The sequence below is a fragment of the Synechococcus sp. 60AY4M2 genome, from assembly GCF_002760375.1.
Classification (GTDB): Bacteria; Cyanobacteriota; Cyanobacteriia; order Thermostichales; family Thermostichaceae; genus Thermostichus.
The window spans coordinates 2,764,106-2,786,596 of the sequence record NZ_AUMZ01000001.1; the positions used below are offsets into that span (position 1 = coordinate 2,764,106).

The 22,491-nt window shown below is 62.1% G+C and carries 21 protein-coding genes; 11 read left to right on the top strand and 10 right to left on the bottom strand.

The window, feature by feature from the left end:
- The 3 genes from SYN60AY4M2_RS12105 to SYN60AY4M2_RS12115 all read right to left on the bottom strand — a co-directional run bounded on the left by SYN60AY4M2_RS12105 (window position 1) and on the right by SYN60AY4M2_RS12115 (window position 1,442).
- Window positions 1-735, bottom strand: coding sequence for an NADH dehydrogenase subunit K (locus SYN60AY4M2_RS12105; protein WP_011430812.1), 735 nt, complete (start codon window positions 733-735; stop codon window positions 1-3).
- Window positions 732-1,094, bottom strand: a complete 363-nt coding sequence (ndhC, locus tag SYN60AY4M2_RS12110) for a photosynthetic/respiratory NAD(P)H-quinone oxidoreductase subunit C (protein ID WP_011430811.1) — start codon at window positions 1,092-1,094, stop codon at window positions 732-734. Before ndhC ends, SYN60AY4M2_RS12105 begins: the two co-directional genes overlap by 4 nt.
- An 84-nt stretch (window positions 1,095-1,178) precedes the next feature.
- Window positions 1,179-1,442 carry a hypothetical protein gene (locus tag SYN60AY4M2_RS12115; RefSeq protein ID WP_041438440.1) on the bottom strand — a complete coding sequence of 88 codons (264 nt, stop codon included), beginning with the start codon at window positions 1,440-1,442 and terminating at the stop codon, window positions 1,179-1,181.
- Between the two features lie 159 nt (window positions 1,443-1,601).
- Here SYN60AY4M2_RS12115 and SYN60AY4M2_RS12120 point away from each other — a divergent pair, with 159 nt between their 5' ends.
- The 3 genes from SYN60AY4M2_RS12120 to SYN60AY4M2_RS12130 all read left to right on the top strand — a co-directional run bounded on the left by SYN60AY4M2_RS12120 (window position 1,602) and on the right by SYN60AY4M2_RS12130 (window position 3,827).
- Window positions 1,602-2,258, top strand: coding sequence for a helix-turn-helix transcriptional regulator (locus tag SYN60AY4M2_RS12120; RefSeq protein WP_011430809.1), 657 nt, complete (start codon window positions 1,602-1,604; stop codon window positions 2,256-2,258).
- Window positions 2,259-2,409: 151 nt separating this feature from the next.
- Window positions 2,410-3,222, top strand: coding sequence for an OmpA family protein (locus tag SYN60AY4M2_RS12125; RefSeq protein ID WP_228375265.1), 813 nt, complete (start codon window positions 2,410-2,412; stop codon window positions 3,220-3,222).
- A gap of 119 nt (window positions 3,223-3,341) precedes the next feature.
- Window positions 3,342-3,827 carry an anti-sigma regulatory factor gene (locus tag SYN60AY4M2_RS12130; RefSeq protein WP_011430807.1) on the top strand — a complete coding sequence of 162 codons (486 nt, stop codon included), beginning with the start codon at window positions 3,342-3,344 and terminating at the stop codon, window positions 3,825-3,827.
- Here the strand turns inward: SYN60AY4M2_RS12130 and SYN60AY4M2_RS12135 are convergent.
- Window positions 3,824-4,954, bottom strand: a complete 1,131-nt coding sequence (locus SYN60AY4M2_RS12135) for a geranylgeranyl reductase family protein (RefSeq protein ID WP_011430806.1) — start codon at window positions 4,952-4,954, stop codon at window positions 3,824-3,826. The two genes, SYN60AY4M2_RS12130 and SYN60AY4M2_RS12135, sit on opposite strands and share 4 nt — an antisense overlap.
- A gap of 121 nt (window positions 4,955-5,075) precedes the next feature.
- Complete coding sequence (gene murA, locus SYN60AY4M2_RS12140; RefSeq protein ID WP_240527895.1) at window positions 5,076-6,428, bottom strand: UDP-N-acetylglucosamine 1-carboxyvinyltransferase; 1,353 nt, start codon at window positions 6,426-6,428, stop codon at window positions 5,076-5,078.
- A gap of 436 nt (window positions 6,429-6,864) precedes the next feature.
- On the opposite strand from murA, the gene SYN60AY4M2_RS12145 reads away from it, so the two are divergent.
- The 4 genes from SYN60AY4M2_RS12145 to SYN60AY4M2_RS12160 all read left to right on the top strand — a co-directional run bounded on the left by SYN60AY4M2_RS12145 (window position 6,865) and on the right by SYN60AY4M2_RS12160 (window position 10,340).
- On the top strand, window positions 6,865-7,518 hold the full coding sequence (locus SYN60AY4M2_RS12145) for a DUF3386 domain-containing protein (protein ID WP_011430804.1): 654 nt from the start codon (window positions 6,865-6,867) through the stop codon (window positions 7,516-7,518).
- Window positions 7,519-7,637: 119 nt separating this feature from the next.
- Window positions 7,638-8,900, top strand: a complete 1,263-nt coding sequence (locus tag SYN60AY4M2_RS12150) for a GNAT family N-acetyltransferase (protein ID WP_099813028.1) — start codon at window positions 7,638-7,640, stop codon at window positions 8,898-8,900.
- Between the two features lie 27 nt (window positions 8,901-8,927).
- Window positions 8,928-9,545 carry an Npun_F5749 family FMN-dependent PPOX-type flavoprotein gene (locus SYN60AY4M2_RS12155; RefSeq protein ID WP_011430802.1) on the top strand — a complete coding sequence of 206 codons (618 nt, stop codon included), beginning with the start codon at window positions 8,928-8,930 and terminating at the stop codon, window positions 9,543-9,545.
- Window positions 9,546-9,776: 231 nt separating this feature from the next.
- On the top strand, window positions 9,777-10,340 hold the full coding sequence (locus SYN60AY4M2_RS12160; RefSeq protein WP_099813029.1) for a hypothetical protein: 564 nt from the start codon (window positions 9,777-9,779) through the stop codon (window positions 10,338-10,340).
- Between the two features lie 214 nt (window positions 10,341-10,554).
- On the opposite strand, the gene mraY is transcribed toward SYN60AY4M2_RS12160, so the two are convergent.
- The 5 genes from mraY to SYN60AY4M2_RS12185 all read right to left on the bottom strand — a co-directional run bounded on the left by mraY (window position 10,555) and on the right by SYN60AY4M2_RS12185 (window position 16,992).
- Window positions 10,555-11,643 carry a phospho-N-acetylmuramoyl-pentapeptide-transferase gene (gene mraY, locus SYN60AY4M2_RS12165; RefSeq protein WP_240527846.1) on the bottom strand — a complete coding sequence of 363 codons (1,089 nt, stop codon included), beginning with the start codon at window positions 11,641-11,643 and terminating at the stop codon, window positions 10,555-10,557.
- Window positions 11,644-11,748: 105 nt separating this feature from the next.
- Window positions 11,749-14,124, bottom strand: coding sequence for a phosphoketolase family protein (locus tag SYN60AY4M2_RS12170; RefSeq protein ID WP_099813030.1), 2,376 nt, complete (start codon window positions 14,122-14,124; stop codon window positions 11,749-11,751).
- 99 nt (window positions 14,125-14,223) lie between these two features.
- Window positions 14,224-15,339 (bottom strand): pentapeptide repeat-containing protein, encoded by a 1,116-nt coding sequence (locus SYN60AY4M2_RS12175; RefSeq protein ID WP_099813031.1) that lies wholly within the window; start codon window positions 15,337-15,339, stop codon window positions 14,224-14,226.
- Window positions 15,340-15,361: 22 nt separating this feature from the next.
- Entirely contained in the window at window positions 15,362-15,736 is a 375-nt protein-coding gene (locus SYN60AY4M2_RS12180; RefSeq protein WP_011430797.1) for a DUF1257 domain-containing protein, read from the bottom strand.
- Window positions 15,737-15,855: 119 nt separating this feature from the next.
- Window positions 15,856-16,992 (bottom strand): AI-2E family transporter, encoded by a 1,137-nt coding sequence (locus SYN60AY4M2_RS12185; RefSeq protein ID WP_099813032.1) that lies wholly within the window; start codon window positions 16,990-16,992, stop codon window positions 15,856-15,858.
- Window positions 16,993-17,068: 76 nt separating this feature from the next.
- Here SYN60AY4M2_RS12185 and xseA point away from each other — a divergent pair, with 76 nt between their 5' ends.
- From xseA to SYN60AY4M2_RS12205, 4 genes are all read left to right on the top strand, one after another.
- Window positions 17,069-18,355: an exodeoxyribonuclease VII large subunit gene (xseA, locus tag SYN60AY4M2_RS12190; protein WP_346426057.1), complete on the top strand. Its 1,287-nt coding sequence runs from the start codon at window positions 17,069-17,071 to the stop codon at window positions 18,353-18,355.
- Window positions 18,336-18,572, top strand: coding sequence for an exodeoxyribonuclease VII small subunit (xseB, locus tag SYN60AY4M2_RS12195; protein WP_011430793.1), 237 nt, complete (start codon window positions 18,336-18,338; stop codon window positions 18,570-18,572). Before xseA ends, xseB begins: the two co-directional genes overlap by 20 nt.
- Window positions 18,573-18,673: 101 nt before the next feature.
- Window positions 18,674-19,543: a bifunctional methylenetetrahydrofolate dehydrogenase/methenyltetrahydrofolate cyclohydrolase FolD gene (gene folD, locus SYN60AY4M2_RS12200; RefSeq protein WP_011430792.1), complete on the top strand. Its 870-nt coding sequence runs from the start codon at window positions 18,674-18,676 to the stop codon at window positions 19,541-19,543.
- A 330-nt stretch (window positions 19,544-19,873) separates the two neighbouring features.
- On the top strand, window positions 19,874-22,480 hold the full coding sequence (locus SYN60AY4M2_RS12205; RefSeq protein WP_099813033.1) for a DUF3536 domain-containing protein: 2,607 nt from the start codon (window positions 19,874-19,876) through the stop codon (window positions 22,478-22,480).
- The last annotated feature ends 11 nt before the right edge of the window (window positions 22,481-22,491 follow it).

Sequence of the window (22,491 nt, forward strand, 5' to 3'; positions counted from 1 at the left end):
TCACATCCCTCCCCGCAAAGCTTTGAGCTGCTGTTCCGCCTGCTTGAAGTCGGCAGTCTGCAAGGCCGGAGGCACCGGCAGGCCAATAGCCGCCGCCAGTTCCGGTGGAGGAGCTTGGCGGGTCTCGCTCTCCAGATACTTGCCGGTGATGATCTCCGGCACCGGCTTGAGGTTGTGCTTGACCGTGTAGTAGCGGTGGGTTTGTTGCAGGCGGCCCCGCTCCCGCATGTCTTCGGCGGCGATCTTCTTGCGCAGCTTGACAATAGCATCCATGATCGCCTCCGGACGCGGCGGGCAGCCGGGAATGTACACGTCCACAGGGATCAGCTTGTCCACCCCTCGCACCGCCGTGTAGGAATCGGAGCTGAACATGCCGCCGCTAATGGTACAGGCCCCCATGGCGATCACGTACTTCGGCTCAGCCATTTGTTGGTAGAGCTTGACCAACGCTGGGGCCATTTTCATAGTGACCGTGCCCGCCGTGATGATCAAATCAGCCGTGCGCGGCGAAGAACGGGGCAACAGGCCAAAGCGGTCGAAATCGAAGCGGGAGCCCAGCATGGCTGCAAACTCGATGAAGCAGCAGGCAGTGCCGTAGAGGAGCGGCCAGAGGCTGGACATCTTCGCCCAGTTGTACAGGTCGTTAACCGTGGTGAGAACGACGTTGTTCGAGAGGTCTGTGGTAACTTGCGGGGCAGACGCCGGAAACAAGACTTCCGGCTCCTGAGAGGTCATGACCATTCCAGCGCTCCTTTTCTCCAAGCGTACACAAGGCCCACCACAAGGATGGCGATGAAAATCAGGGCCTCCACAAAGGCCAGCAGTCCCAAGCGATGAAAGGCCACCGCCCAGGGATAGAGGAACACGGTCTCCACGTCGAAGATCACGAAGACCAGGGCGAACATGTAGTAGCGGATGTTGAACTGGATCCAGGCCTGGCCAAACGGCTCCATCCCCGACTCATAGGTGCTGCGGCGCAGGGATCCCCGCCGCTTTGGGGCCAAGAGCGCAGAAGCTCCCAGAGCCAAGACCGGCAGCAGAGCGCAGACGATCAGAAAGACCAGCAAATACTCGTAGCCGGATAAGACAAACACGACGCCAGACCGCCTCAGGTGCTCAACATTTAGATACGTTTTCAGTATAGAGCCAGTCTGCCGCCTCCCGGCGCTGCCCGATCTTTAGTTCTGCTGATGGTCTCGATTGCGGGAGTGGCGTTTCTCCAGCCAACCCCACACCCCACTCAGCAGGGCTCCAGCCATCAGGATCCCCAGTGCCGGCTGGAACAAAGGCAACCACAGCCGCAGCCAAAGTTTGTAGCCCAGCGGGATCCCGATGAAAGCTCCCGTTACCGAGAAGACAAACCAGACAAACCCGGCAAACACCAGAAAGACCAGGGCAATGAGAAAATGATCCAGCCAGCGTTTCCAGTCTGAGACGGTCATAGGGAGCAAGCCAGAGCAGGTGAAGTCTCTCAGATCCTACTACTGGAAACCCTGCCCTCTTCCCTCCAACCCAGCATAAGCCCCTGCCCCTCACGAGGGTTGACTTGTCAACAGGTAGTGGTAGAAATTTAGTTGTACACAACCCGTAGCGTTAAGCCGATGTCCACCTCCTCTGATTCCTCCTTTGCCGACCGTTTGCGACAGGTGATCGGCGATGAGGCCATTTATGCGTTTGGGCGGCGGGCCGGCATTAGCGATACAGCCTTGCGCAGTTACCTCAAGGGATCCGTGCCCGGCATCGACAAGGCCGTGAAAATTGCCCAGGTGGGGGGGGTGAGTCTCAGTTGGCTGATTACGGGGGAGGGATCCCCGCGGCTGGAGGCTGGCGACGCCAAAACGGAGTATGTATACGTGCCTCTGGTGGATGTGGTCGCCTCGGCAGGGGCGGGGGCGCTGGTGCGGGAAGAGTCCATCGAGTCGGTGCTAGCTTTTGAGCGTAACTGGCTACGGGCCCATCTGAAGGGGAACCCGGATGGGCTCAGTTTGATTCGGGTGCAAGGGGACAGCATGTCTCCCACCTTGGAAGATGGCGACTGGATCTTTGTCGAACGGCAAAAAGAGCTGGGGGGTGAGGGCATCTACGTCTTTCAGAGGGATGGCGAGCTGTGGGTCAAACGGCTGCAACGCCTGTCAGGATCCCGAGTAAAAGTTATCAGCGACAACCCTCGCTTCCCGTCTTTTGTGGTCGATTGTGCGGATCCCGTCAACGGCCTGATCCTCATAGGACGCTATCGGGGCCGTCTCAGCTTCGACTAGGCTTTTGCCGAGGATGGCGGGAAGGGGTAGCCTGAGCAGCCCCTAATCCCCTTGGCAAGCTGCGGTCGCCGGATAGGATCGACTCTAGGCGTTGAGTTGAGCCCGGTTTTCGCTCCTCGCCTGCGCCCATCTGGCCAGAGGTTTGCCTGCGATGCCCCGCCCATCGGAACGTGCAACGGTCTTTCTCAATCTCTCGAGTGGGATCCTCCTGGTCGGCAGCGGCATCTGGGCGGGAATGGTGCTCCCGCAGCCGCTTCAGACCCAACCGCTGCCAGTTCCCCAGCCGCAGGCCAACACGCCGCCGCTCCTGCCCACCCTGTCTCCACCCCAGGCCAGTCTCCCAGCGGTGAGCCCAGATGCAGATTCACCAAAGGGGAATCCAAATCACGGCGGCTCCACGGATCTGGAAAGGGAGATTCGAGAACTCCGCCAGCAGGCCATCCAGCTTTTGATCCGCGTTGAAGAACTGGAGTCGCGGCTGCAACGGCTGTCTTCCCCAGCAGCGGCCCCTGAGCCGAGGCGAGAATCGGCCACCACTGCCGAGATCGCCCCGGAGGGAGCAAGCGTCCCTGCCCCCACCGCAACGCCGACCCCTACCTCTTTTCAGGTGGGAACCCGAACCATTAGCCTGCCGGGCGATCTGCTCTTCGACTTCGACAAGGCCGAGATTCGGCCTGAGGCGGCCTCCCTGTTAGCAGAAGTGGCCAAATCTTTGCGGGAAATGCCCGGCGCCCGCGTTCAAGTCAACGGCCACACCGACAACATCGGTTCCTTGAACTATAACCTCGACCTTTCCCTGCGCCGCGCCAACGCTGTGAAAGACTACTTAGCTAACCTGTTGCCGGAAGACCACCCCATCAGCTGGACAACCTCTGGCTTTGGCCCCACCCTGCCGGTGGCCGACAACGATACGGAGGAAGGGAGACAGCGAAACCGCCGCGTGGATCTCATCATCGCCCCCTAGTGGCCCCCCCCAAAGTTGGGGGTTGGCAGGCTTGAACAGCGCCTTAGTCTAGAATCAACTGGTCCGATCCCTGGTGGGGGCGAGGGCCCAGGCAACAGTCTGAGCTTTGGGGTTCGATTTTGAACGCGGCAGGGATCCCGTCGGGGGAAAAGCAGACCTTTGCGCTGAGAGTAGACACAACCCTGGATGCTCTCAGCCAAGTTTTGACGTGGTTTGAGTCTTTCCGCGACGCCGGCATTCCGGGCCCCATCTGGTTGGAATGCCAGTTGGCCTTGGCGGAGGGCTTTACCAACGCCGTTCGCCATGCCCACCGCACTTTGTCTCCCAGTACACCCATCGATATCGAGCTGGTTCTGATGCCCCAGGAGCTGGAGCTGCGCATCTGGGATCAAGGGCAGGAGTTCAACTTGGAGGAATTCTTCCAGAACCGAGCAGCCAGCAGGCCCCCCGACGCCGAGGTCGAATCCGAGGGGGGACGGGGTATTCGGCTGATGAAGGCTCTCTCCACCCACCTGAGCTATACTCGCCAGGCAGATGGCCGCAACTGCCTGCTGATCAGCAGGCGCTTCGACGATCCCGCCCCCCTCTCCCAGCGGCCGGCCTAGGCCAACAGGCCAGCGCTCAACTGGCGAATGGCCGAGCTGGCCACATCGCTGTAGCGCAGCTCACCGGCCAAGATCTGGCCCATGCGCCGAGTGGCTCCCGGTCGCTTGACGCCTACCCTGTAGCCGACGCCCGGAAAGCGGTAGAACAGCGCCGCGATCCGCTTGGCCCAACGCATCTCTGAGCCCCACTCCTGCTGCACGCGGGCGGAGTAGTTCGCCAGGGCTTCGGTATCTCCCGCCAGGGCTTGGTCGATGGCCTGCGCTGCCAGCATGCCAGTGAGGAGGGAGGGGCGGATCCCTTCGGCGGTAAACGGATCGACGACACAGGCAGCATCTCCCACCAGGAGGGCATTTTGGCTGTGCAGGGGTTGATCCCCCTCCCAAAGACAGATGGGATGGCCAAACTGCCTGACCGATTTCAAGTCCACACCAAAGCTTTGGGCATACTCGGCGGCGATTTCCCGCAAGTTTTGTTTTTCGCCACCCCGAAAGGTGCCTGCCCCGATGGAGTAGCCATCGGCTTTGGGGAAGTTCCAAATGTAGCCGTTGCTCACGGCGCCAAAGTCGAAATGGGCGGCTGCGGTTTTTGGCTCTGAGACGGGCACTTCTGCTTCCAGGGCGGCAGCCAGGCGGCGCTGCCGGTTTTGAAAGCCGAGCCACTTGGCCATCGAGCCTTTGGCCCCATCGGCCCCGATCACATACCGACCCCAGACCGGGCCGGTGGCTGTCATCACTTGCCAGCGGTCGCTCTGCCACTCAATGCCGGAGACGGGACATTCCGTCTGGAGTGCTGCCCCCTGCTTTTGCGCCTGCTGGATCAAGTAATGGTCGAAGACCTCCCGCCGCACCATCCATACCGGCTCTTTCAGATCCAGGTCGGCCACGACCGGATCCCCGCCCCGCCAGGTGTAGCGAATTTGCCGGATCTTCAGCGAAATGGCGGGACTGAAATCGAAGTCAAACCAGGCCGCCACCATGGGAGAAACGCCGCCGCCACAGGGTTTGTAGCGGGGCAAAGGATCCTTCTCCAAGACCAGCACTGAGCGCCCCCGCTTGGCCAGGTGATAGGCGGCCGAGCCGCCGGCAGGGCCAGCGCCGACGATGACACAGTCGTACACTTGGGACATGGCTCTCGATCCCCAACCCCTTCTCCCTGAATTTGGGCTGTCGGCTCCTAGCCTACCGCATCCTTTTTCCCTCAAGAAAACAAGGGGGAGGGGGCCGGCGGATCCCCCCAACGGCGTAGGCTCAAGTGGGCCAATTCTGCAATGGGATCCCCTTTCCATCAGCTTGTTCAGGCTGAGGGGTGGCCGGGATCCCTGCCGGGTTGTTACAGCGATACACCTTGGCCCCAACGCTGCGCAGCTTTTCATCGATAGCTTCGTAGCCGCGGTCGATGTAGTGGAGCCCGTGGATAGTAGAGCAGCCCTCAGCCGCCAGGCCAGCCAACACCAGAGCTGCCCCCGCCCGCAAGTCCGTGGCCACCACCGGCGCTCCCGACAGCGACGGCACCCCCCGGACAATGGCCACCCGGTTCTTGAGACGAATATCCGCCCCCATGCGGTTGAGCTCGGGAATGTGGTGCATGCGGTTTTCAAACACCGTCTCCTCGATGGTGCAACTGCCCTCGCTCAGGGCAGCCAAGGCCATGATCGGCGCCTGCACATCGGTGGGAAAACCTGGATAGGGCAAGGTTTGGATATCGGTTGCCTGGCAAAGCCAGCCCGAACTGAGTTGAGCCGGGGCAATGCGCAGCCGGTTGGGGCCTTCTTCCTCCACCCGCAGCCCCATGTCGCGCAGCTTGGCAATCACCGCTCGCAGGTGATCCGGGATAACAGGGCCAACCGTGAGTTCGGAGCGGGTGATGGCCCCGGCAATGAGGTAGGTGCTGGCCTCGATGCGGTCGGGAATGACCGTGTACTCGGTGCCGTGCAGGCGCGGCACCCCTACCACCACAACCGTATTGGTGCCCACGCCACGGATGCGGGCTCCCATCGCCTGACAAAAACGGGCCAAGTCGGCCACCTCCGGCTCTTGGGCAGCATTTTCAATCACCGTTTCCCCTTCGGCCAGCGTAGCGGCCATCATCAGCGTCTCGGTGGCGCCGACGCTGGGATAGTCAAGGTAGATGCGGGTTCCCACCAGCTTGCGGGCATAGGCATGAACCACGCCGTGCTCGATTTGAACCGTTGCCCCCAACGCTTGCAGGCCCCGCACATGCAGATCCACCGGACGCGAGCCGATGGCACAGCCGCCGGGCAGAGGAACTCTGGCCACTCCCAGCCGCGCCAGCAGCGGCCCGATGATGAAGAAGCTGGCCCGCAACTGGCTGACCAACTCGTAGGGCGCCTGGGAAGTTTTGAGGGAGCTGGCGTCCAGGTCAAGGGTATTGCCCACATGGGACACCTTAACCCCCAGGCTGGTCAGGATCTGCCCCATGCGTTCAATGTCCAGCAGGCGCGGCACGTTGTGAATTCGGCAAGCTGCAGGAGCCAAAAGGGATCCCGCCATGAGCGCCAAAGCTGAGTTTTTCGCGCCGCCGATGGGAATGTGGCCGCTCAAGGTCTGCTTGCCGACAATTTTCAGCACTGGCCCCATCATCTCCGGCGGGGCTGCCACTCTGGTCTGGGCCGGCGACAGGTTAGGCGCTAGGGATTCCGTCCTGCCGACGCGATTGTCAAAAAAATCTCTCAATCTTCCTCCTCACCCACCAAAAATAGAAAGGCTCTTTCCAGAGAATACTCCGGGGATCAAAGCAGCAACTAAACTTGCAGGCCAAAACTTAGGGTGACGAAGGAAGAGAAGCTCCAGTGGCTATGCCTCTATCCTACAGCGGCGGATGGGCAATTAGCTATGTCAGCTCTTTGTGGCGCGAAAACCCCTGGCTGATCGCTGTGGGGAAGCAGGCCCTGGGCGTAGAGAGTATGTCAACAAACGCAGGTTCCTGCCGCGGGCGGCTAGGGGGATAGCCTGGCAGCAAGGGGCAGTATGATGGATGGTCATGAGAAGCGCTTGCCAGTAAGACAGGAGACACTCGATGACCGCGACCCAAGTTTCTGCCGAAGAGTTGTTTCGGGCCGCCTACGAAAATCGCTACACCTGGGATCCCGACTTTCCGGGCTACAGCGCCGAGGTCACCTACTGGGATGGGGAGCGCACTTTTGTGGGCCAGGTGCGAGTGGGGGCAGACCTAAAAGCGACGGTTACGGGCGTGGAGGATGAGGAAGCCCGGAAAGCCATTCACAATCAACTTTGGGAGATTGCCGTTCACCGGGTGCGCCGCAGCTTCGCCGAGACCCACGGGAACAACACTTTTCGCTATGGCCAGATCCTACCCGATGGCACCGTGGAGATCCTGGTGGGCGGCAAAGCCGAAGGGGATCGCTACCACGTGCGCGACAACCAAGTTACCATGGTGCATCGGCATATTCACGGTATGGTGGTTACTATTCACACCTTCAGCAGCCACGACACGGGCGAAGGCTACCTCTCCCACCGCTACGACTCCGTCTATCACGACGCCAAGACTGGCGAGCAGAAGGGTGGGCGCAGCCAATTTGAAGATCTCTACACCAAAGTGGGCAAGTACTATATCCTCTCGGAGCGGCGCATTCAAACAGAGACGGAAACCGGCCCTGTGGAAAAGCGCTTTACCTTCCGCAACCTGGCGTTGCTGGATGCGGGGGCCTGATTGGCCAAAGGCCAACGGAAAGCCCGATAATCTCATTTGTGGCAGCAACGCCCCCCTTAGATAGAAGAAGTGGGGGATCCTGAGCTATGCTTTGAGTATTCTCCCGCCCACACTTTGGCATGGACAACCCTGCGGAAAAGCCCAACCCGGATTCCAAAGCTCCTAAGGAGGCTCCCGAACTGATTCTCCGCCCGGCTCAACTGGGTGATCTGGAGGCGGTGGAGGAGATTTTGGCTCAAGCCTTTGATGAAGAGTACAGCGGCCGCTCGGTGGACATTCGTCGCCAGGTGCGGCGGCTGCGCCAGTGGTATGGCCCCCTGAAAACTTTGAGCCTGTTTCCCAACCGTTTTCAGCACATGTTTACGGTGCATGTGGCGGAGCTGGAGGGCAAAATCCAGGGGGTCATTCAAGTTTCTCCCTTTAATCATTCCCGCAGCACCTGGCGGGTGGATCACATTGCTGTGGTGCCCTCCGCCCGGCGGCAGGGAATCGGCTCTAAGTTGCTCAGACACTGCATGGAGCACTTTCGCGAGGCCCGCACCTGGATCTTGGAGGTGAACATCCACAACAAGGGGGCGATGGCCCTCTACCGCCACAACGGCTTCCAACCGCTGGCCCAGATTACCTACTGGTCGATCCGGCCCGAGATTCTGGCCGCCCTCAGCCAGCACGAGCCCATGCTGCCCAACCTGGTGCCGGTGACCAACCGGGATGCCTACGCCATTTACCAACTGGATACGGGATCCATGCCGGCCACCGTGCGCCAGGTATACGACCGCGACGTGAGCGATTTTCGCACCAGCCCGCTGGATTGGCTCCTAGATCAGGCCAAATGCGTCATCAGCCAAACGGAACGGGTGGAGATGTGTGTCTATGAGCCGGAGCGGAAAACCGCTATCGGCTATTTCAACCTGAAGTTGGACCGTACCGGGCAGCAGCCGCATGTGGCCAAGCTTACGGTTCACCCCGCCTACACCTGGCTCTATCCTGAGCTCATGGCCAAGATGGCCCGGCTCACCCAAGCCTATCCGCCGCAGGCTTTGGCTTTGGCCTCCACCGATTACCAGCCGGAACGGGAGGAATTTTTGCTCAAGCTGGGAGCCCGGGACGTGGAGCGGACGCTGTTGATGTCGCGCTCGGTGTGGCACAAGGTGCGAGAAGCTCGCTCCCCATGGTACAGCGAGTATCTCGCTCTGGTGCTCCAGAAATTGCCGGTGAAACAGCCGGTGCCGGAACGCTTCGAGGGGCTGGCAGAGGGCTGTCTGGAGCATCCCTTTCATTCCCTTCACCCAACTGGTCTGGATTCCCATTCCGTTCGGCCGGAATCCTCACTAGGACAGGCCAGGGATCCGCAATCGGAAGCTCCTCCCCCTCCCGGCTAAAGTCTCGGCTGGCACCTGCGCACCCCTATGAACGAGTTGAAGGATAACCCGGCTGGGGATCCCTCTTGGCGGACGTTGCTGCAGGCGGCCTTGCACCGCAACCGCAGCGACGCGGGTGTGCGCTATTTGCAGTTGGCTACGGTGGATCCTTGGGGGCACCCGCGCAACCGCACGGTGGTCTTCCGGGGATTTTTGGGGGATACCGACCGCATTCAGTTGGCGGTGGACAGCCGCAGCGAGAAGATCTGCCAGATCGCCCACTGCCCACTGGCCCAGATCTGCTGGTACTTCTGTAAAACTCGCGAGCAATTTCGCATTGCCGGCACTCTCGAGGCCATCACCGCCGACCACCCGGATCCTCGGGCGCAGCAGCACCGACAACAGTTGTGGCAACAAATCTCGGAAAAAGGACGGCTGCTCTGGTTCTGGCCGGAACCTAAAGGCCCTCTTGCCCCACCCGAGGCTTTTGTTGAAGAGCTGCCCCCCGAAAAGGCATCTTTGCCACCGCCGACATTTGTCCTACTGCTGTTGGATCCAACGGAGGTGGATCACCTCCAGCTCAAGGGAGATGCGATCTATCCCCAGCGACGGACTCTGTATGAGCGCAGCCCGCAAGGGTGGAAATGCCGAGCGGTCAACCCCTAGAAGGATCCCAGCCGACTGCAGGTGGGAGGGGGGAGCGGTTTTCGCCTTCCGAGAGAAGGTTGAATGAATATTGAAGAACAGACAAGGATAGAGGTGTTAGCGTGGCTGAACAACCGTCCTATTCTGAGCGCGACGCCGCCTGCGGGCTGGATCTGCTCACCAATGGCGAGGTCACGGTCGCTCAGCTTCTTTCTCAATCCGGCATGTAGCACTCCTGGTTGCGGTAATCTGATGTCTGTTTCCATCCGCTCATTTCCTGCCTGTATCACCCAAGCTGTTGCCGCTCTTGTTGCCGGCGGGCCGCCGAAAGGGACCTTGCGGGGCAAGCTGCGCCAGAGATCCCTGGGGTTGGCTGCCGCTTTGGTTTGGGGTCTGGCTCTCGTTCGGGGGTTGGCAGCCCAGCCGATGTTAAAATCCCCACAAGGCTCCTTCGAGGGGAATGCAGCTCCTGTCCTGCCCTCAGAGTCTGCCTTCCCCACCTCCACCCGCACAGGAGCCTTTCGAGTCGGCAATCGCACCCCTCACCCGATTCGGCTGGTGATCTTGATGCGCAGCGGTGGACGGCTGCTCAACCCGGAAACGGCCCACTGGGACTTTGCGCCCGGAGAAGGGGGCAGCGAGGGGCTGGTGCTGAGTTTGGGCGAGGAGCCATTGCAGATCGGCCCCGGCGATATTGTGGTGGCTTTTACCCTGGATGGAACCGCTCGCTACTGGGGGCCGAACGTGGTGGGAGAGTCGCTGGCGCCCTTTTGGAATGAAGAGAGCGGCTTTTGGTCGATGATCCTGCAGCCTTAGAGGGCTCTGCGGGCGGCCTAGAAGCCCTTTTCAACCATTTTTGAAATTGCAGCCATTTGGGTTGGGGACAGGATGCTGTACCCATGGACAAATCTCTGCCCAGGGCAAGCCACAACCCTTAAGTCAGTTTAGACCTCCTCCCAACCCCGAAAGCAGCCCCAAGTCCGGCTTCGGCGCTTGGCCCCTGCCGTGGTACCCCTGGATCCTCTGCCTCTCAAGCGCCGGCCCAGTGCCACCAGGCCCAGCCCAGCCCCACCAATAGCGCCGTTAGCCCATAGAAGCACCCCACCACCTGCACCTCCGACCAGCCCCCCAGCTCCAGATGGTGGTGCAAGGGCGACATGCGCAGCAGCCGTTTGCCTTGTCCGGTTTTGCGTTTGGTGTATTGGAAGTAGCCCACCTGCAGGATCACCGACAGGGCCTCTGCCACCAGCACCGCGCCCATCCAGGCCAGGGCCCAGAGCTGATCCCCCAACAGCGCCAGCCCCGCCAGAGCGCCCCCCAACCCCAGGGATCCGGTATCGCCCATAAACAGGCGGGCCCGGTGGTGGTTGTGCACCAGAAAGCCCAGACAGGCGCCGCTCAAGGCAAAAGCCACGAGCGCCAAAACGGGATCCGCTGCCGTCAGCCCCAGCCCTGCCAGGACAAGGGCCACCATCCCTGCCGCCAGGCCGTCCATGCCGTCGGCGAGGTTGACGGCGTTGTTGGTGCCCACCAGCACAAACAAGGCCAAGGGCCAGAACAGCCAGCCCAGGGGGAGGGCGCCTATTCCCGGCAGGGTGAGAACGGTGGGGATCCCTTGCCAGGCCAGGTAGCCACAGAAAACCAGGCCGATCCCAACTTGGAGTAAAAGCTTCGATTTGGCAGACAACCCCTTGTTGGAGCGCTGCCGGATGACCAGCCAATCGTCCAGCCAGCCAACCACGGTGTAAGCCAGGGTCAGTAGGGCCACCGCCAGCGATTGGGGATCCCAGCCGCTCCCGATGCCGGCCACCAGCAGCCCTACGGGCAAAAAGCTAAGGCCACCCATGGTCGCCGTGCCCGCTTTTTTGTGGTGGGACTGGGGCCCCTCCTCGCGGATGACCTGGCCTGCCTTCCAGCGCCGCAAGACCGGGAGAAGCAGGGATCCCAGCAGGGCCGAGCCCAGCACGCTCAATCCAAAGGGGACGGCCACCTGGGGCCGGATCCCGATGACCAGCGCTGAGAGGGCCAGGCCGAGAACTAAGGAGAGGGCCATCCCTCCCCAGTCCGCCTCTTCCAGCCGGGGAAGGGTATCCGCATCCACCCGTTCTGAACCCCTCACATTCTCAACCTCCAGCACAACCGCCCAGAACGCTCCGGCAGGAGAGCCCAAGAAAACTCTACCCTGCCGGCGGCTAGAGGTGAAAGTTGGGGGAAGGGGGATCCACTAGTAGGGCCACTTCCAGTTGCGCACCTCGGGCAGATCCTCGCCGTACTTGCAGATGTACTGCTTGTGCTCCACCAGCTTGTCCCGAATCAACTGCTGGACGTGATCCCGCCGGTATTTGAAGCGCTCCACCCGCTCCAACACGTCGTTGGCCAGGTTGAAGCGATCCACCTGGTTGAGGACGCACATGTCGAAGGGAGTGGTGGTGGTGCCTTCCTCCTTGTAGCCGCGCACGTGTAGGTTGTGGTGGTTGGGGCGGCGGTAGGTGAGGCGGTGAATGAGCCAAGGATAGCCATGGAAGGCAAACACGATGGGCTTGTCAGGGGTGAAGATGCTGACAAACTCCTTGTCGCTGATGCCGTGGGGGTGTTCGCTGGGCGGCTGCAACTTCATCAGGTTCACCACGTTCACCACCCGGATCTTGATGTCCGGCAGGTGCTGCCGCAAGAAGTCCGCCGCCGCCAGGGTTTCCATCGTCGGCACATCGCCGCAGCAGGCCATGACCACATCCGGCTCCGAGCCCTGGTCGTTGCTGGCCCACTCCCAGATCCCCAAGCCCTGGGTGCAGTGCTTGATGGCGGCATCCATGTCCAGGTACTGCAGGGCCGGCTGTTTCCCCGCCACGATGACATTGACGTAGTGGCGGCTGCGCAGGCAGTGATCCGCCACCGAGAGCAGGGTGTTGGCATCCGGGGGCAGGTAGACGCGGATAACATCGGCTTTCTTGTTGACCACGTGATCCAGAAAGCCGGGATCCTGGTGGCTGAAGCCGTTGTGATCCTGCCGCCACACGTGGGAGGTGAGCAGGTAGTTGAGGGAGGGGATGGGCCGCCGCCAGGGGATGTGGCGGGTGGTCTTCAGCCACTTGGCGTGCTGGTTGAACATGGAGTCCACCAGGTGGATGAAGGCTTCGTAGCAGGAGAAAAAGCCGTGGCGGCCTGTCAACAGGTAGCCCTCCAGCCAGCCCTGGCAGACGTGCTCGCTCAGGATCTCCATCACCCGCCCATCGGGGGAGAGGTGCTCGTCGTAGTCGTAGATAGGCGCCACCCAGGTGCGGTCACTGGCCTCAAACACGGCGTCCAGGCGATTGGATGCAGTTTCATCGGGGCCAAAGAGGCGGAAGTTGTGGGGGTTGAGCTTCATCACATCTCGCAAGAATTGCCCCAGCACCTTGGTGGCTTCGGCTTCGAGGGTGCCGGGGTGCGGCACGTCCACGGCGTAGCGGCGGAAATCCGGCATTTTCAGCTCCCGCGTCAGCAGGCCGCCGTTGGCATAGGGGGTGGCGCCCATGCGCTTTTCCCCTTTGGGGGCCAGCTCCTGCAGCTCGGGCCGCAGGCGGCCGTTTTCGTCGAAGAGCTCTTCCGGTCTGTAGCTGCGCATCCACTCTTCCAGGATCTTGAGGTGCTCTGGTTTCTTGGCCAGATCCGCCAGCGGCACCTGGTGGGAGCGCCAGAAATCCTCCACCTTTTTGCCGTCCACCTCTTTGGGGCCCGTCCAGCCTTTGGGGGTGCGCAGGATGATCATCGGCCACTGGGGACGGCTGGGATCCCCCTTGGTACGAGCATGCTGCTGGATTTCTTGGATCTCGTGGATTACCGTGTCCAAAGTGGCGGCCATCAACTGGTGCATCTGGGCCGGATCGGAGCCTTCTACGAAGTAAGGCTTGTAGCCATAGCCCACAAACAGGCTCTGCAGCTCTTCACGGCTGAGGCGGCCCAGGATGGTGGGGTTGGCGATCTTGTAGCCGTTGAGGTGGAGAATCGGCAGCACTGCCCCGTCGTGGATGGGGTTGAGGAACTTGTTGGAGTGCCAGGAAGCAGCCAGAGGGCCGGTTTCCGCCTCTCCATCCCCGACTACACAGGCCACCAACAGATCGGGGTTGTCGAAGGCCGCCCCAAAGGCGTGGGCCAGGGCATAGCCTAGCTCTCCCCCCTCATGGATGGAGCCGGGGGTTTCTGGGGCCACGTGGCTGGGCACGCCGCCGGGGAAGGAGAACTGTTTGAAGAGCTTGCGCATCCCGTCGGCATCTTGGCCGATGTTGGGGTACACCTCGCTGTAGGTGCCCTCCAGGTACGTGTTGGCCACCAGAGCGGGGCCGCCATGGCCGGGGCCGGTGATGTAGAGGACGTTGAGGTTTTCCCGCTTGATGATGCGGTTGAGATGCACGTAAATAAAGTTCAGCCCTGGAGTAGTGCCCCAGTGCCCCAATAGGCGCGGCTTCACGTGTTCTGGCTTCAAGGGCTCCCGCAGCAGCGGGTTGTCCATCAGGTAAATCTGCCCCACCGACAGGTAGTTGGCGGCCCGCCAGTAGGCGTCCATTTTGCGCAGTTCGTCGTCGGTGAGCGGTTTGGTTGAGAGCTGTTCTGCCAAAACCATAGCCGTACCCCCTAGGTATCTCTACTCTCATGCTGCTCCAGGTTGGGGCGGGGGCTTGGGGATCTTGGGATTCCTTTGGATTTGGCAGCGGTGGTCAGCCTACCACCACCAGGGCTTGAGGGGGGTGCCGTCGGGGAAGATGAGGCCGGCAATCTGGGATCCGCTGTGTTTGAGGCCCTCGATCTGGGCGCCTTCCAGGTTGGCCTGAGTCAGGTTGGCGCGGCTGAGGTCAGCCCGGCGCAGGTTGGCCCCCTGCAACTGGGCCTGGCGCAGCTCGGCGCCGCCGAGATCGGCCCCCTCGAGGTCGGCATTTTGCAAGTTGGCCCCCCGCAGATCCGCTCGCTGCAGGTTGGCCCCCCGCAGGTCTGCTCCCTCCAGGTTGGATCCGCGCAGATCCACGCGCTTGAGGTTGGCCCCCCGCAGCCGGATCTGGCGCAGCCCCAGCCCTCTCAAGTCGGCCTTGCTCAGGTCTTGGCCGGAGAAATCTTGCCCTTGTCCCCCCCAGTTTTGCAACTGCCAGATGTGGCGCAGCCGCTCCTCCAGGCGGGTCTCTTCCGAAAGCCGGGATCCCCGCAGGCTGGTGCCGCTGACTTTCGCCCCCCTCAGATCGGCTCCCCGCAGATCCGCCCCCTGGAGGACGGCGCCACTGAGCTTGGCCCCTTGCAAGTTAGCTTGGCGCAGATCTGCCTGGTGCAGGTGGGCGCCGTTGAAGTTGCAAAGACCCAGGTTGGCCTTTCTCAAATTAGCTTCGTAGAAGTTGGCACCCCCCAGCCGCGCCTCTTGCAGATCCACTCCCTCCAAGTCGGCGTAGGCAAAGTTCCGCTCCCCGCGCCGATAGGCCACGATGACCCCCTGGGCACCCCCCACCGGGCGAAAGGGGCTGTAGGTTCGACAGGCTTCCTCTGCCTCCGGCTGCTCGAGCTGGGAGAGCAGCCGCCAGGCCTCTAGGCGCACCGCCCAGGAGGTGTTGCCAGCAAGTGCTTCGATCAGTTCGGCCAGGCCTGCCGGCCGGTACTGCAGCAGCTGGGGCAAGGTGGCCAGACGCACCGCCTCGTCGCCCTGGGTGAGCCGTCGCCGCGCCCCCTCAAGCCCCCCCAAAACTAAGGCGTGGGCCGGGGCACCGCCGGCTGCGGCTCGTCCTCCCAACACCAGATCCCAAGGGCGGGGCCGGGATCCCTCACCTGTGCCCACCAAGGGTCGGGAGTTGCTGAGCATGAGCGGATGCCAATGGGCCCGGCTACACCCAGCGCCCCACCACTACGCGGATGGTGCCATCCTCTAGATGCTCCTCCGCCTCGATGGCGAAGCCCTGTTGCCGGGCAGAGCGCAGCAAGCTCTTGTGGGCGTAGCGCTGCAAAATCGGCTCCAGAAAGGTCTGGGGATCGATGCCCGCCCCCCACAGATCCACCACAAGCTCATAGTGATCCCCGTTGCGGCGAAAGCCGATGTCGAAGCCGTTCTTTTGCCGGATCACCAGATCGGCGCGGGTGCGGTTCCAGAGGTAGCCGCGCAGGCTGGCGTTCCGCTCCACGGTGTAGCCCAATTCCTTCAGGGTCTCTTCCAGCAGGTCGGCATCCTTGATTTGCACTTGCAAGGTGGTGAAGTGGGACATGGCGGTTCCGATCCTTGGACGGATGGAGACGGGATCCTCACTATAGAAGCGCCTCTGCAGTTGTGGAAGAAATGTGAAGGAGGATTACGTTTCCCGCGGCTCCCGTAACTTCTCTACCCTCACGGCAGCAGGATGGCGTTCTCGTTCTCCGGCTGCAGAGGCTTCCGCTTCTCCTGGGAAGCCGGGATCCCATCTCCCTTGGCCAGGGGCAAGGGGCGGGCCCGGGATCCCTGCCAGGGATCCAACACATCCCGAATCAGCACCTCCTGGATCCACACCTGCAGGATGGCCGCCAGCGGCACAGCCAAAAACAAGCCCAGCACGCCGAAGAAAAAGGCCGAGGTAACTTGGGCCACCAAAGTTAGGGCGGGCAAAAGCGACACCTGCCGCGACATGACGATGGGGGTGAAGACGCTGCTTTCGAGCTGCTGGATAAGGACGTAGAGCCCCAGCACCGCCAGCGATTTCCAGGGGGCATCGGTGAGGGCCACCAGCATGGGGGCAACCACGCTCAGGGTGGGGCCGATGTTGGGGATGAAATTAAACAGTCCCGCCAGCACCGCGTTGGCCAGGCTCAGGGGCACACCTAAAATCCAGAGGCCAATGCCGCTTAGCAGCATCACCAAGCTGCTGGTGAACAGGATCCCCACCAGCCACCCTCGCAGCGCCAGCTCGCAGCGCTTGAGGATGTAGCGGACGCGGGGGCGGTAGAAGGCCGGGAAAACCGAGACAAAGGCGCGGCTATAAGCCTGGGGATCCACCAACAACAGGATGGTGAGGATGATCACAAACAACAGATTGAGCAGGGTGGCGAAAAAGGCGGTGAAGGACTCGGAGAAAAAGTCGCGCACCTGGCGCACCAACTCGGTGGCCTGGGGCACCAAGCTATTGGCCAACTCCCGCAGCGTCGGCAGCTCGATATCCGTCGGCAACGAGAGGATGAGGCTCTCGAACAGCCGCTGCGCCTGCACGATCCCGGCGGGCACCCCATCGGTAAACAGCCGCCGCAACTGATCCGCCAAGGGAGGCACCACGATCAGCCCCACCAGAATCGCCCCCACCAGAACCGTCAAACCGGTGATGAGGAGCGAGGGGCCGCGGCGAAAGCCGTAGCGCTGCGGGATCTGGGCTAAGGTATCCAAAGCTACTGCCAAGACGATGGCCGCAAACACCAACAGCAGGATCTGCCGGATCTGCCAGAGCAGAACCAGCAAACCCAGCAATGCTGCCAGCCCCAGCCACTGGGCGAAGGTCACCGCAGCTCGCCTCCTCTCTCGCCCTGTCGTCGCCTATTCTAGATGGGATCCCGAGCATTTCCATGGGGCAGCCCGTATGCGCGATCTGGATCCGCAAGCAATGGCTCTGGCCTTTGATGGCCTCGACTGCGGGACAGAATCCTTTCTTGCCGAGGAAGTCCCCCTGCTCTCGGTGGGGGGAGTGTCCGGCTACTTGAAATCGCTGCTGGCCGGGGATCCCTACCTGGCCAGGCTGTGGGTGGTGGGAGAAGTCTCCAGTTGCCAGCGCAGCCGCAACGGCCACCTGTTCCTGACCCTGGTGGATCCGGAAAGCGGCGACCTCCTCAAGGGGGTTGTGTGGCAAAGTCAGACTGCCCGGCTCAGCTTCTGGCCAGAAGTGGGGCAACGGGTGCTGGCCCTGGGTCAACTTGGCATCTACAGCGGCGGCAGCTACTACCGCCTGGTTATCTGGCAACTGCTGCCGGCGGGCGAGGGGCTGTTGGCGTGGCGGTTTCAGCAGCTTAAGGCCCGCCTTGCCGCCGAAGGCCTGTTCGACAACCAGCGGCCCCTGCCCACCCACCCTCAGTGTATTGCCGTCGTCAGCTCTCCCGACGCCGCTGGCTGGGGCGATATCCGCCGCACCCTCAACCAGCGCTACCCCGGGCTGCGGGTGCTGTTTGCGCCAGCCCAGGTGCAGGGGGAGGCGGCCCCGGAGTCGATTGTGCGGGCCATTCGCCGGGTGGAGCGGGACGGGCGGGCGGAAGTGCTGATCGTGGCCCGGGGGGGCGGATCCGGCGAGGACTTGGCCTGCTTTAACGACGAGCGGGTGGTGCGGGCCATTGCCGAGTGCTCCATTCCGGTGGTGACCGGGATCGGCCACCAGCGGGATGAGACCTTAGCTGACTACGCTGCTGACTATGCGGCGCACACCCCCACAGCGGCCGCCGAGCGAGTTGTGCCCGATCTGCGGGAACTGCAGCGCCAGGCATTCCAGTTGCGCCAGCAGCTTGTCGAGCGCACCCTGCATGCTCTGGAAAAAGCTGAACAGCGTTGGCACCACGCCCAGCGCCGCCTAGCCCAGGTGCATCCGGAGCGGCTGCTGCAGCAGGCCCAGGAGCGCCTAGCCCAACAGCAGCAGCGCCTGGTCCAGGCCGTGCGCCACCGTCTCCAGCAGCAGCAACAGCGCCACCAAGCTCTCCAGCAGCACCTGCAAGCCCTCGATCCTGCCGCCGTTCTCAGGCGGGGCTATGCCCTGGTGCGCGACGAGCGGGGATCCCTGGTCCGCAGCCACCGCCTGCCGCCCCAGACCCGGCTGAGGATACAACTGGCCTCGGGCAGCCTCTGGGCCCGAGTGGAGGAGAGCCATGAGCCGCCGCAAACGTGAGGATCCCTGGCGCTACGAAGCAGCCATCGCCGAAGTGGAAAGTCTGATTGCCCAGATCGAATCGGGAGAGCTGGATCTGGCGGAGGTGGTGGAGCGCTTCCAACAGGCCGCCCAGACCCTGAAGCGCTGCGCCGAGTTTTTGGAGGAAAAGCGGCAGCAGGTGGAGATCCTCATCGAGGAATTGAACCAAGACGACGAAGACTGGCAAGCATTCTAGGGATCCCGCTCTGCCGTCGCCTCTTTGCTGCGCCGAGGCTTGACGGACAATGCTCGACCCGTAACAATCGTCAAGTTGTCAAGATGTCTTCTGGGGCCCCCATGTCTGCCAAGATCCTGGATGGCAAAGCCTTGGCTGGCCGGCTGCAAGCCGAGATGGCCGCTCAGGTGCAAGCTTGGCTGCCGCGGGTGGGGCGTCCGCCGGGATTGGCGGTGCTGCGGGTGGGGGAGGATCCCGCCAGTGCTGCCTATGTGCGCGGCAAAGAGCGGGCCTGTGAGCGAGTGGGCATTGCCTCCTTTGGCCGCCATTTTTCCGCCCAAGACTCCCCCGCCCATCTGCTCGACGCCATCGCCCAACTCAACCAGGACGAGCGCGTCGACGGCATCCTCGTGCAACTGCCTCTGCCCCCCGGCTGGGATCCCATCCCGCCCCTTCTGGCCATCGACCCCGCCAAAGACGTGGACGGTCTCCACCCCCTCAACCTGGGCCGGCTAGTGCGCGGCGAGCCCGGCCTGCGCAGTTGTACGCCTCTAGGTGTGATGCGCCTGTTGCAAGCGGAAGGGATCCCCATTGCCGGACGAAAAGCGGTGGTGGTCGGCCGCAGCCTCCTGGTGGGCAAGCCCCTGAGCCTGATGTTGTTGGCCGCCGACGCAACGGTTACCGTGGCCCACTCCCGTACACCCAACCTGGCCGAAGTAACCCGCAGTGCCGACATTGTGGTCATGGCTGTAGGGCGTCCTCGCTTGCTCACGGCAGACATGGTGAAGCCGGGCGCCGTGGTTGTCGATGTAGGCATTAACCGTATCCAAGACCCTGACGGATCTGAGCAGTTGGTGGGAGATGTGGACTACGAAGCGGTCAAAGAGCGGGCCGCTGCCATCACGCCTGTACCAGGCGGCGTGGGGCCGATGACGGTGACGATGCTGCTGGCCAACACCCTGGAAAGCTACAAGCTTCGCAGCCACCTGTAGCCTGGAAGCTGTCCTCAAAATCCATGAACAACTGCCAATGGCCGGCCACCAGGAGGGAGCCTTGGAGACATCAGTGAGGCTTTTTGTATAGCTTGTTACTCCGAGTGGCAGTGAGATCGGGTCATCTTCGGGCTTGCTCAAGAGTCTTCGCTGGGGGAACGCAAGAAGATTGCTAAGCAATAGTTATTCGCCGTCAAATTTTTGTCCAAGTCCTTTACGTTGACAGTCGCAGATCGGGGATCGCTGTAACGTATGGATATGAACTTAGGTTAACTAGCAGCCCGTCTCCCCAGAACTGAAGCTCCGAGGGCGGGCAAGGAGTAGGGTCTCATGCTGCCGAGTGGCTCCAAAAACGCCTCTATGCCGGCGGCCGAATCAGGGCAAGGGGATCCGGCTCCCTTTTTAGCTGATGCTAGCTCTCCGCCTCCGCGAGCTACAACCACCGCTCCCTACGTGGTGCTGCACGGTCATTTCTACCAGCCGCCGCGGGAGGATCCCTGGCTAAACCGCATTGAGCGCCAGCCCAGCGCTGCCCCCTTCCACGACTGGAACGAGCGCATTCTGGCGGAGTGTTATCGTCCCAACGCCTTTGCCCGCATCCTGGACGAGCAGGGGCGGGTGGTGCGCATTGTCAATAACTACGAATTCTTGAGTTTTAACTTTGGCCCCACTCTCCTCTCCTGGTTGGAGGAGCACGATGTTGAAGTGTACCAACGCATCTTGACTGCCGACCGCCTCAGCGCCGAGCGGCTGGAGGGGCATGGCAATGCCATCGCCCAGGTCTACAACCACGTCATCCTGCCCTTGGCCAACGAGCGGGACAAGTACACCCAGATCCGCTGGGGGATTGCCGATTTCCAGCATCGCTTTGGCCGCTTTCCCGAGGGCATGTGGCTGGCGGAAACCGCCATCGATGCGGCAACGGTTAAAGCCTTAGTCGACTGCGGGATCCGCTTTGTCATCTTGGCACCCAGCCAGGCGCAGCGCATTCGTCCTTTGGGTCAAACGGAATGGATCGATGTCAGCCAGGGTCAGATCGATCCCAGCCGGCCCTACCGCTGCTTTACCCCGGATCGCAGCGGCTACCTGGACATTTTCTTTTTTGATGGCCCTATCTCCCGGGATCTTGGCTTTGGCGATATCGTCTACAGCACCCAGTCGCTGGCGGAGCGGATCCGGCTGGCCATCCGCCCTGACAGAAAAGGGGAACCCTATCTGATCAACTGTGCTACCGATGGCGAGACCTTTGGCCACCACAAGCGCAGCGTGGAGCGCACGCTGGCCTACGCCTTTTGCGAAGAGTTTCCCCGGCGGGGGTGGCAGGTGGGCAACTACGGCCACTTCCTCAGCCACCATCCCCCCACCTGGGAGGTGCAACTGAAGCCGGTCACCGCCTGGAGCTGCGCCCACGGGGTAGGACGGTGGTCGCGCGACTGCGGCTGTGGGGCGGTTCCAGGCTGGCACCAGCGCTGGCGGCAACCGCTGCGGGAGGCCCTCAACTGGCTGCGGGATCAGTTGGCCGAGATCTACGAGACGGAGGCCAAGGCCTACCTGCGGGATCCCTGGCTGGCCCGGGATCGCTACATCGAGGTGATCTTGGATCGGGAGCGCTGCGAGGCGTTTTTGCAGGAGCACCAGAGCCACCGCCTCACTGCCGAAGACCGAGTGCAGGTGCTGCGCCTACTGGAGATGCAGCGCTACGGCCAGTTGATGTTTACCAGTTGCGGCTGGTTCTTCGAGGAGCTCTCGCGTCCTGAGGGAGTGCAGATCCTGCGCTACGCGGCGCGGGCCATCGAGCTGGCGGCAGCAGTGGCGGATGTGGATCTGGAAGAAGAGTTTCTGGGCCGCTTGAGCAAGGCTCCCAGTAACCTCGACCTATACAGAGATGGCAAGGGGGTTTACTGGGCTTTGGTGCGCCCCGCTTTGATCAGCCCACAGCGGCTGGTGGCCCAGCACGCCCTGCTTTCCCTGTGCAACGGCATGCCCCGAGCCCCCGGATATATGCTGGAGCCGGTGGATCAGGAGCGCCTGGCTATAGGGGGATCCACACTGCTCGTCGGGCGGGTGAAGCTCGCCTTTCCCAACACCGGCGAAGAGCACGACCTCATCTACGCTCTCCTCCATCTGGGCGGCTGGGACTTTCAGTGTGGGGTTAAGCCGTTTACAGGGCGGCGCAGCTACGAGCAGTTGAAAGCCACCCTGCTATCTGGATCCCGCAGCCGCATCCAGCTAGTCCTAACCCTGCAAGAGCTGTTTGGCCCGGAAACCTTTGACCTCAACGCCCTGATTGAGGAAGACCGGCAGCAGATGCTGCGCTGGCTTACCCAAGACACGTTAGATCGCCTGGCCCAGCTCTATCGCCAAACCTACCTGGAAAATTACGGGGTTTTGATGGCTTTTCGGGCCGATGGCCTGCCGATCCCGGAAGAGCTGTTGGCTGCCGCGCAGATCACTCTCAACCAGCGCCTGTTGAGCAGCTTGCGGGCGATGGAAGTGGAAGGGGGCAAGCAGGATCACCTGCTGGAGTTGCGGGCAATCGCCCGCGAGGCGGAGCAGTTGGGGTGTCAGTTGCGGCGGGAGGAGGCGGCCCGGGTCTTGGATCGGCTCTTGCAGCGGGGGATGTGGCACCTTGCCCACGATTTTGAGCCGGAGAGCTTTGGCGAACAGCTCCACAACCTGGAGGAGTGGCTAAAACTAGCTGACGATCTGCGCCTGCCCATCAACCTGGATCGCCTCCAGGAGCTCTACCTGCTGGGTCTGGAACGGCAGAGAGAACTTCAACTGCATCTGGCTGAAGGGAGCGCGAGCGGCCCAACCCACCTTCGAGAAGAAGGCCAGGAGATCCCTGGCGAAACCTTGCGCCGCCTCTTCCAGCTTGGGCAGCGGCTCCGCGTTAACGTCAACGCCTGGCTGCGTCACCTACAACCCCACCAGTGATCTGAGTGCCG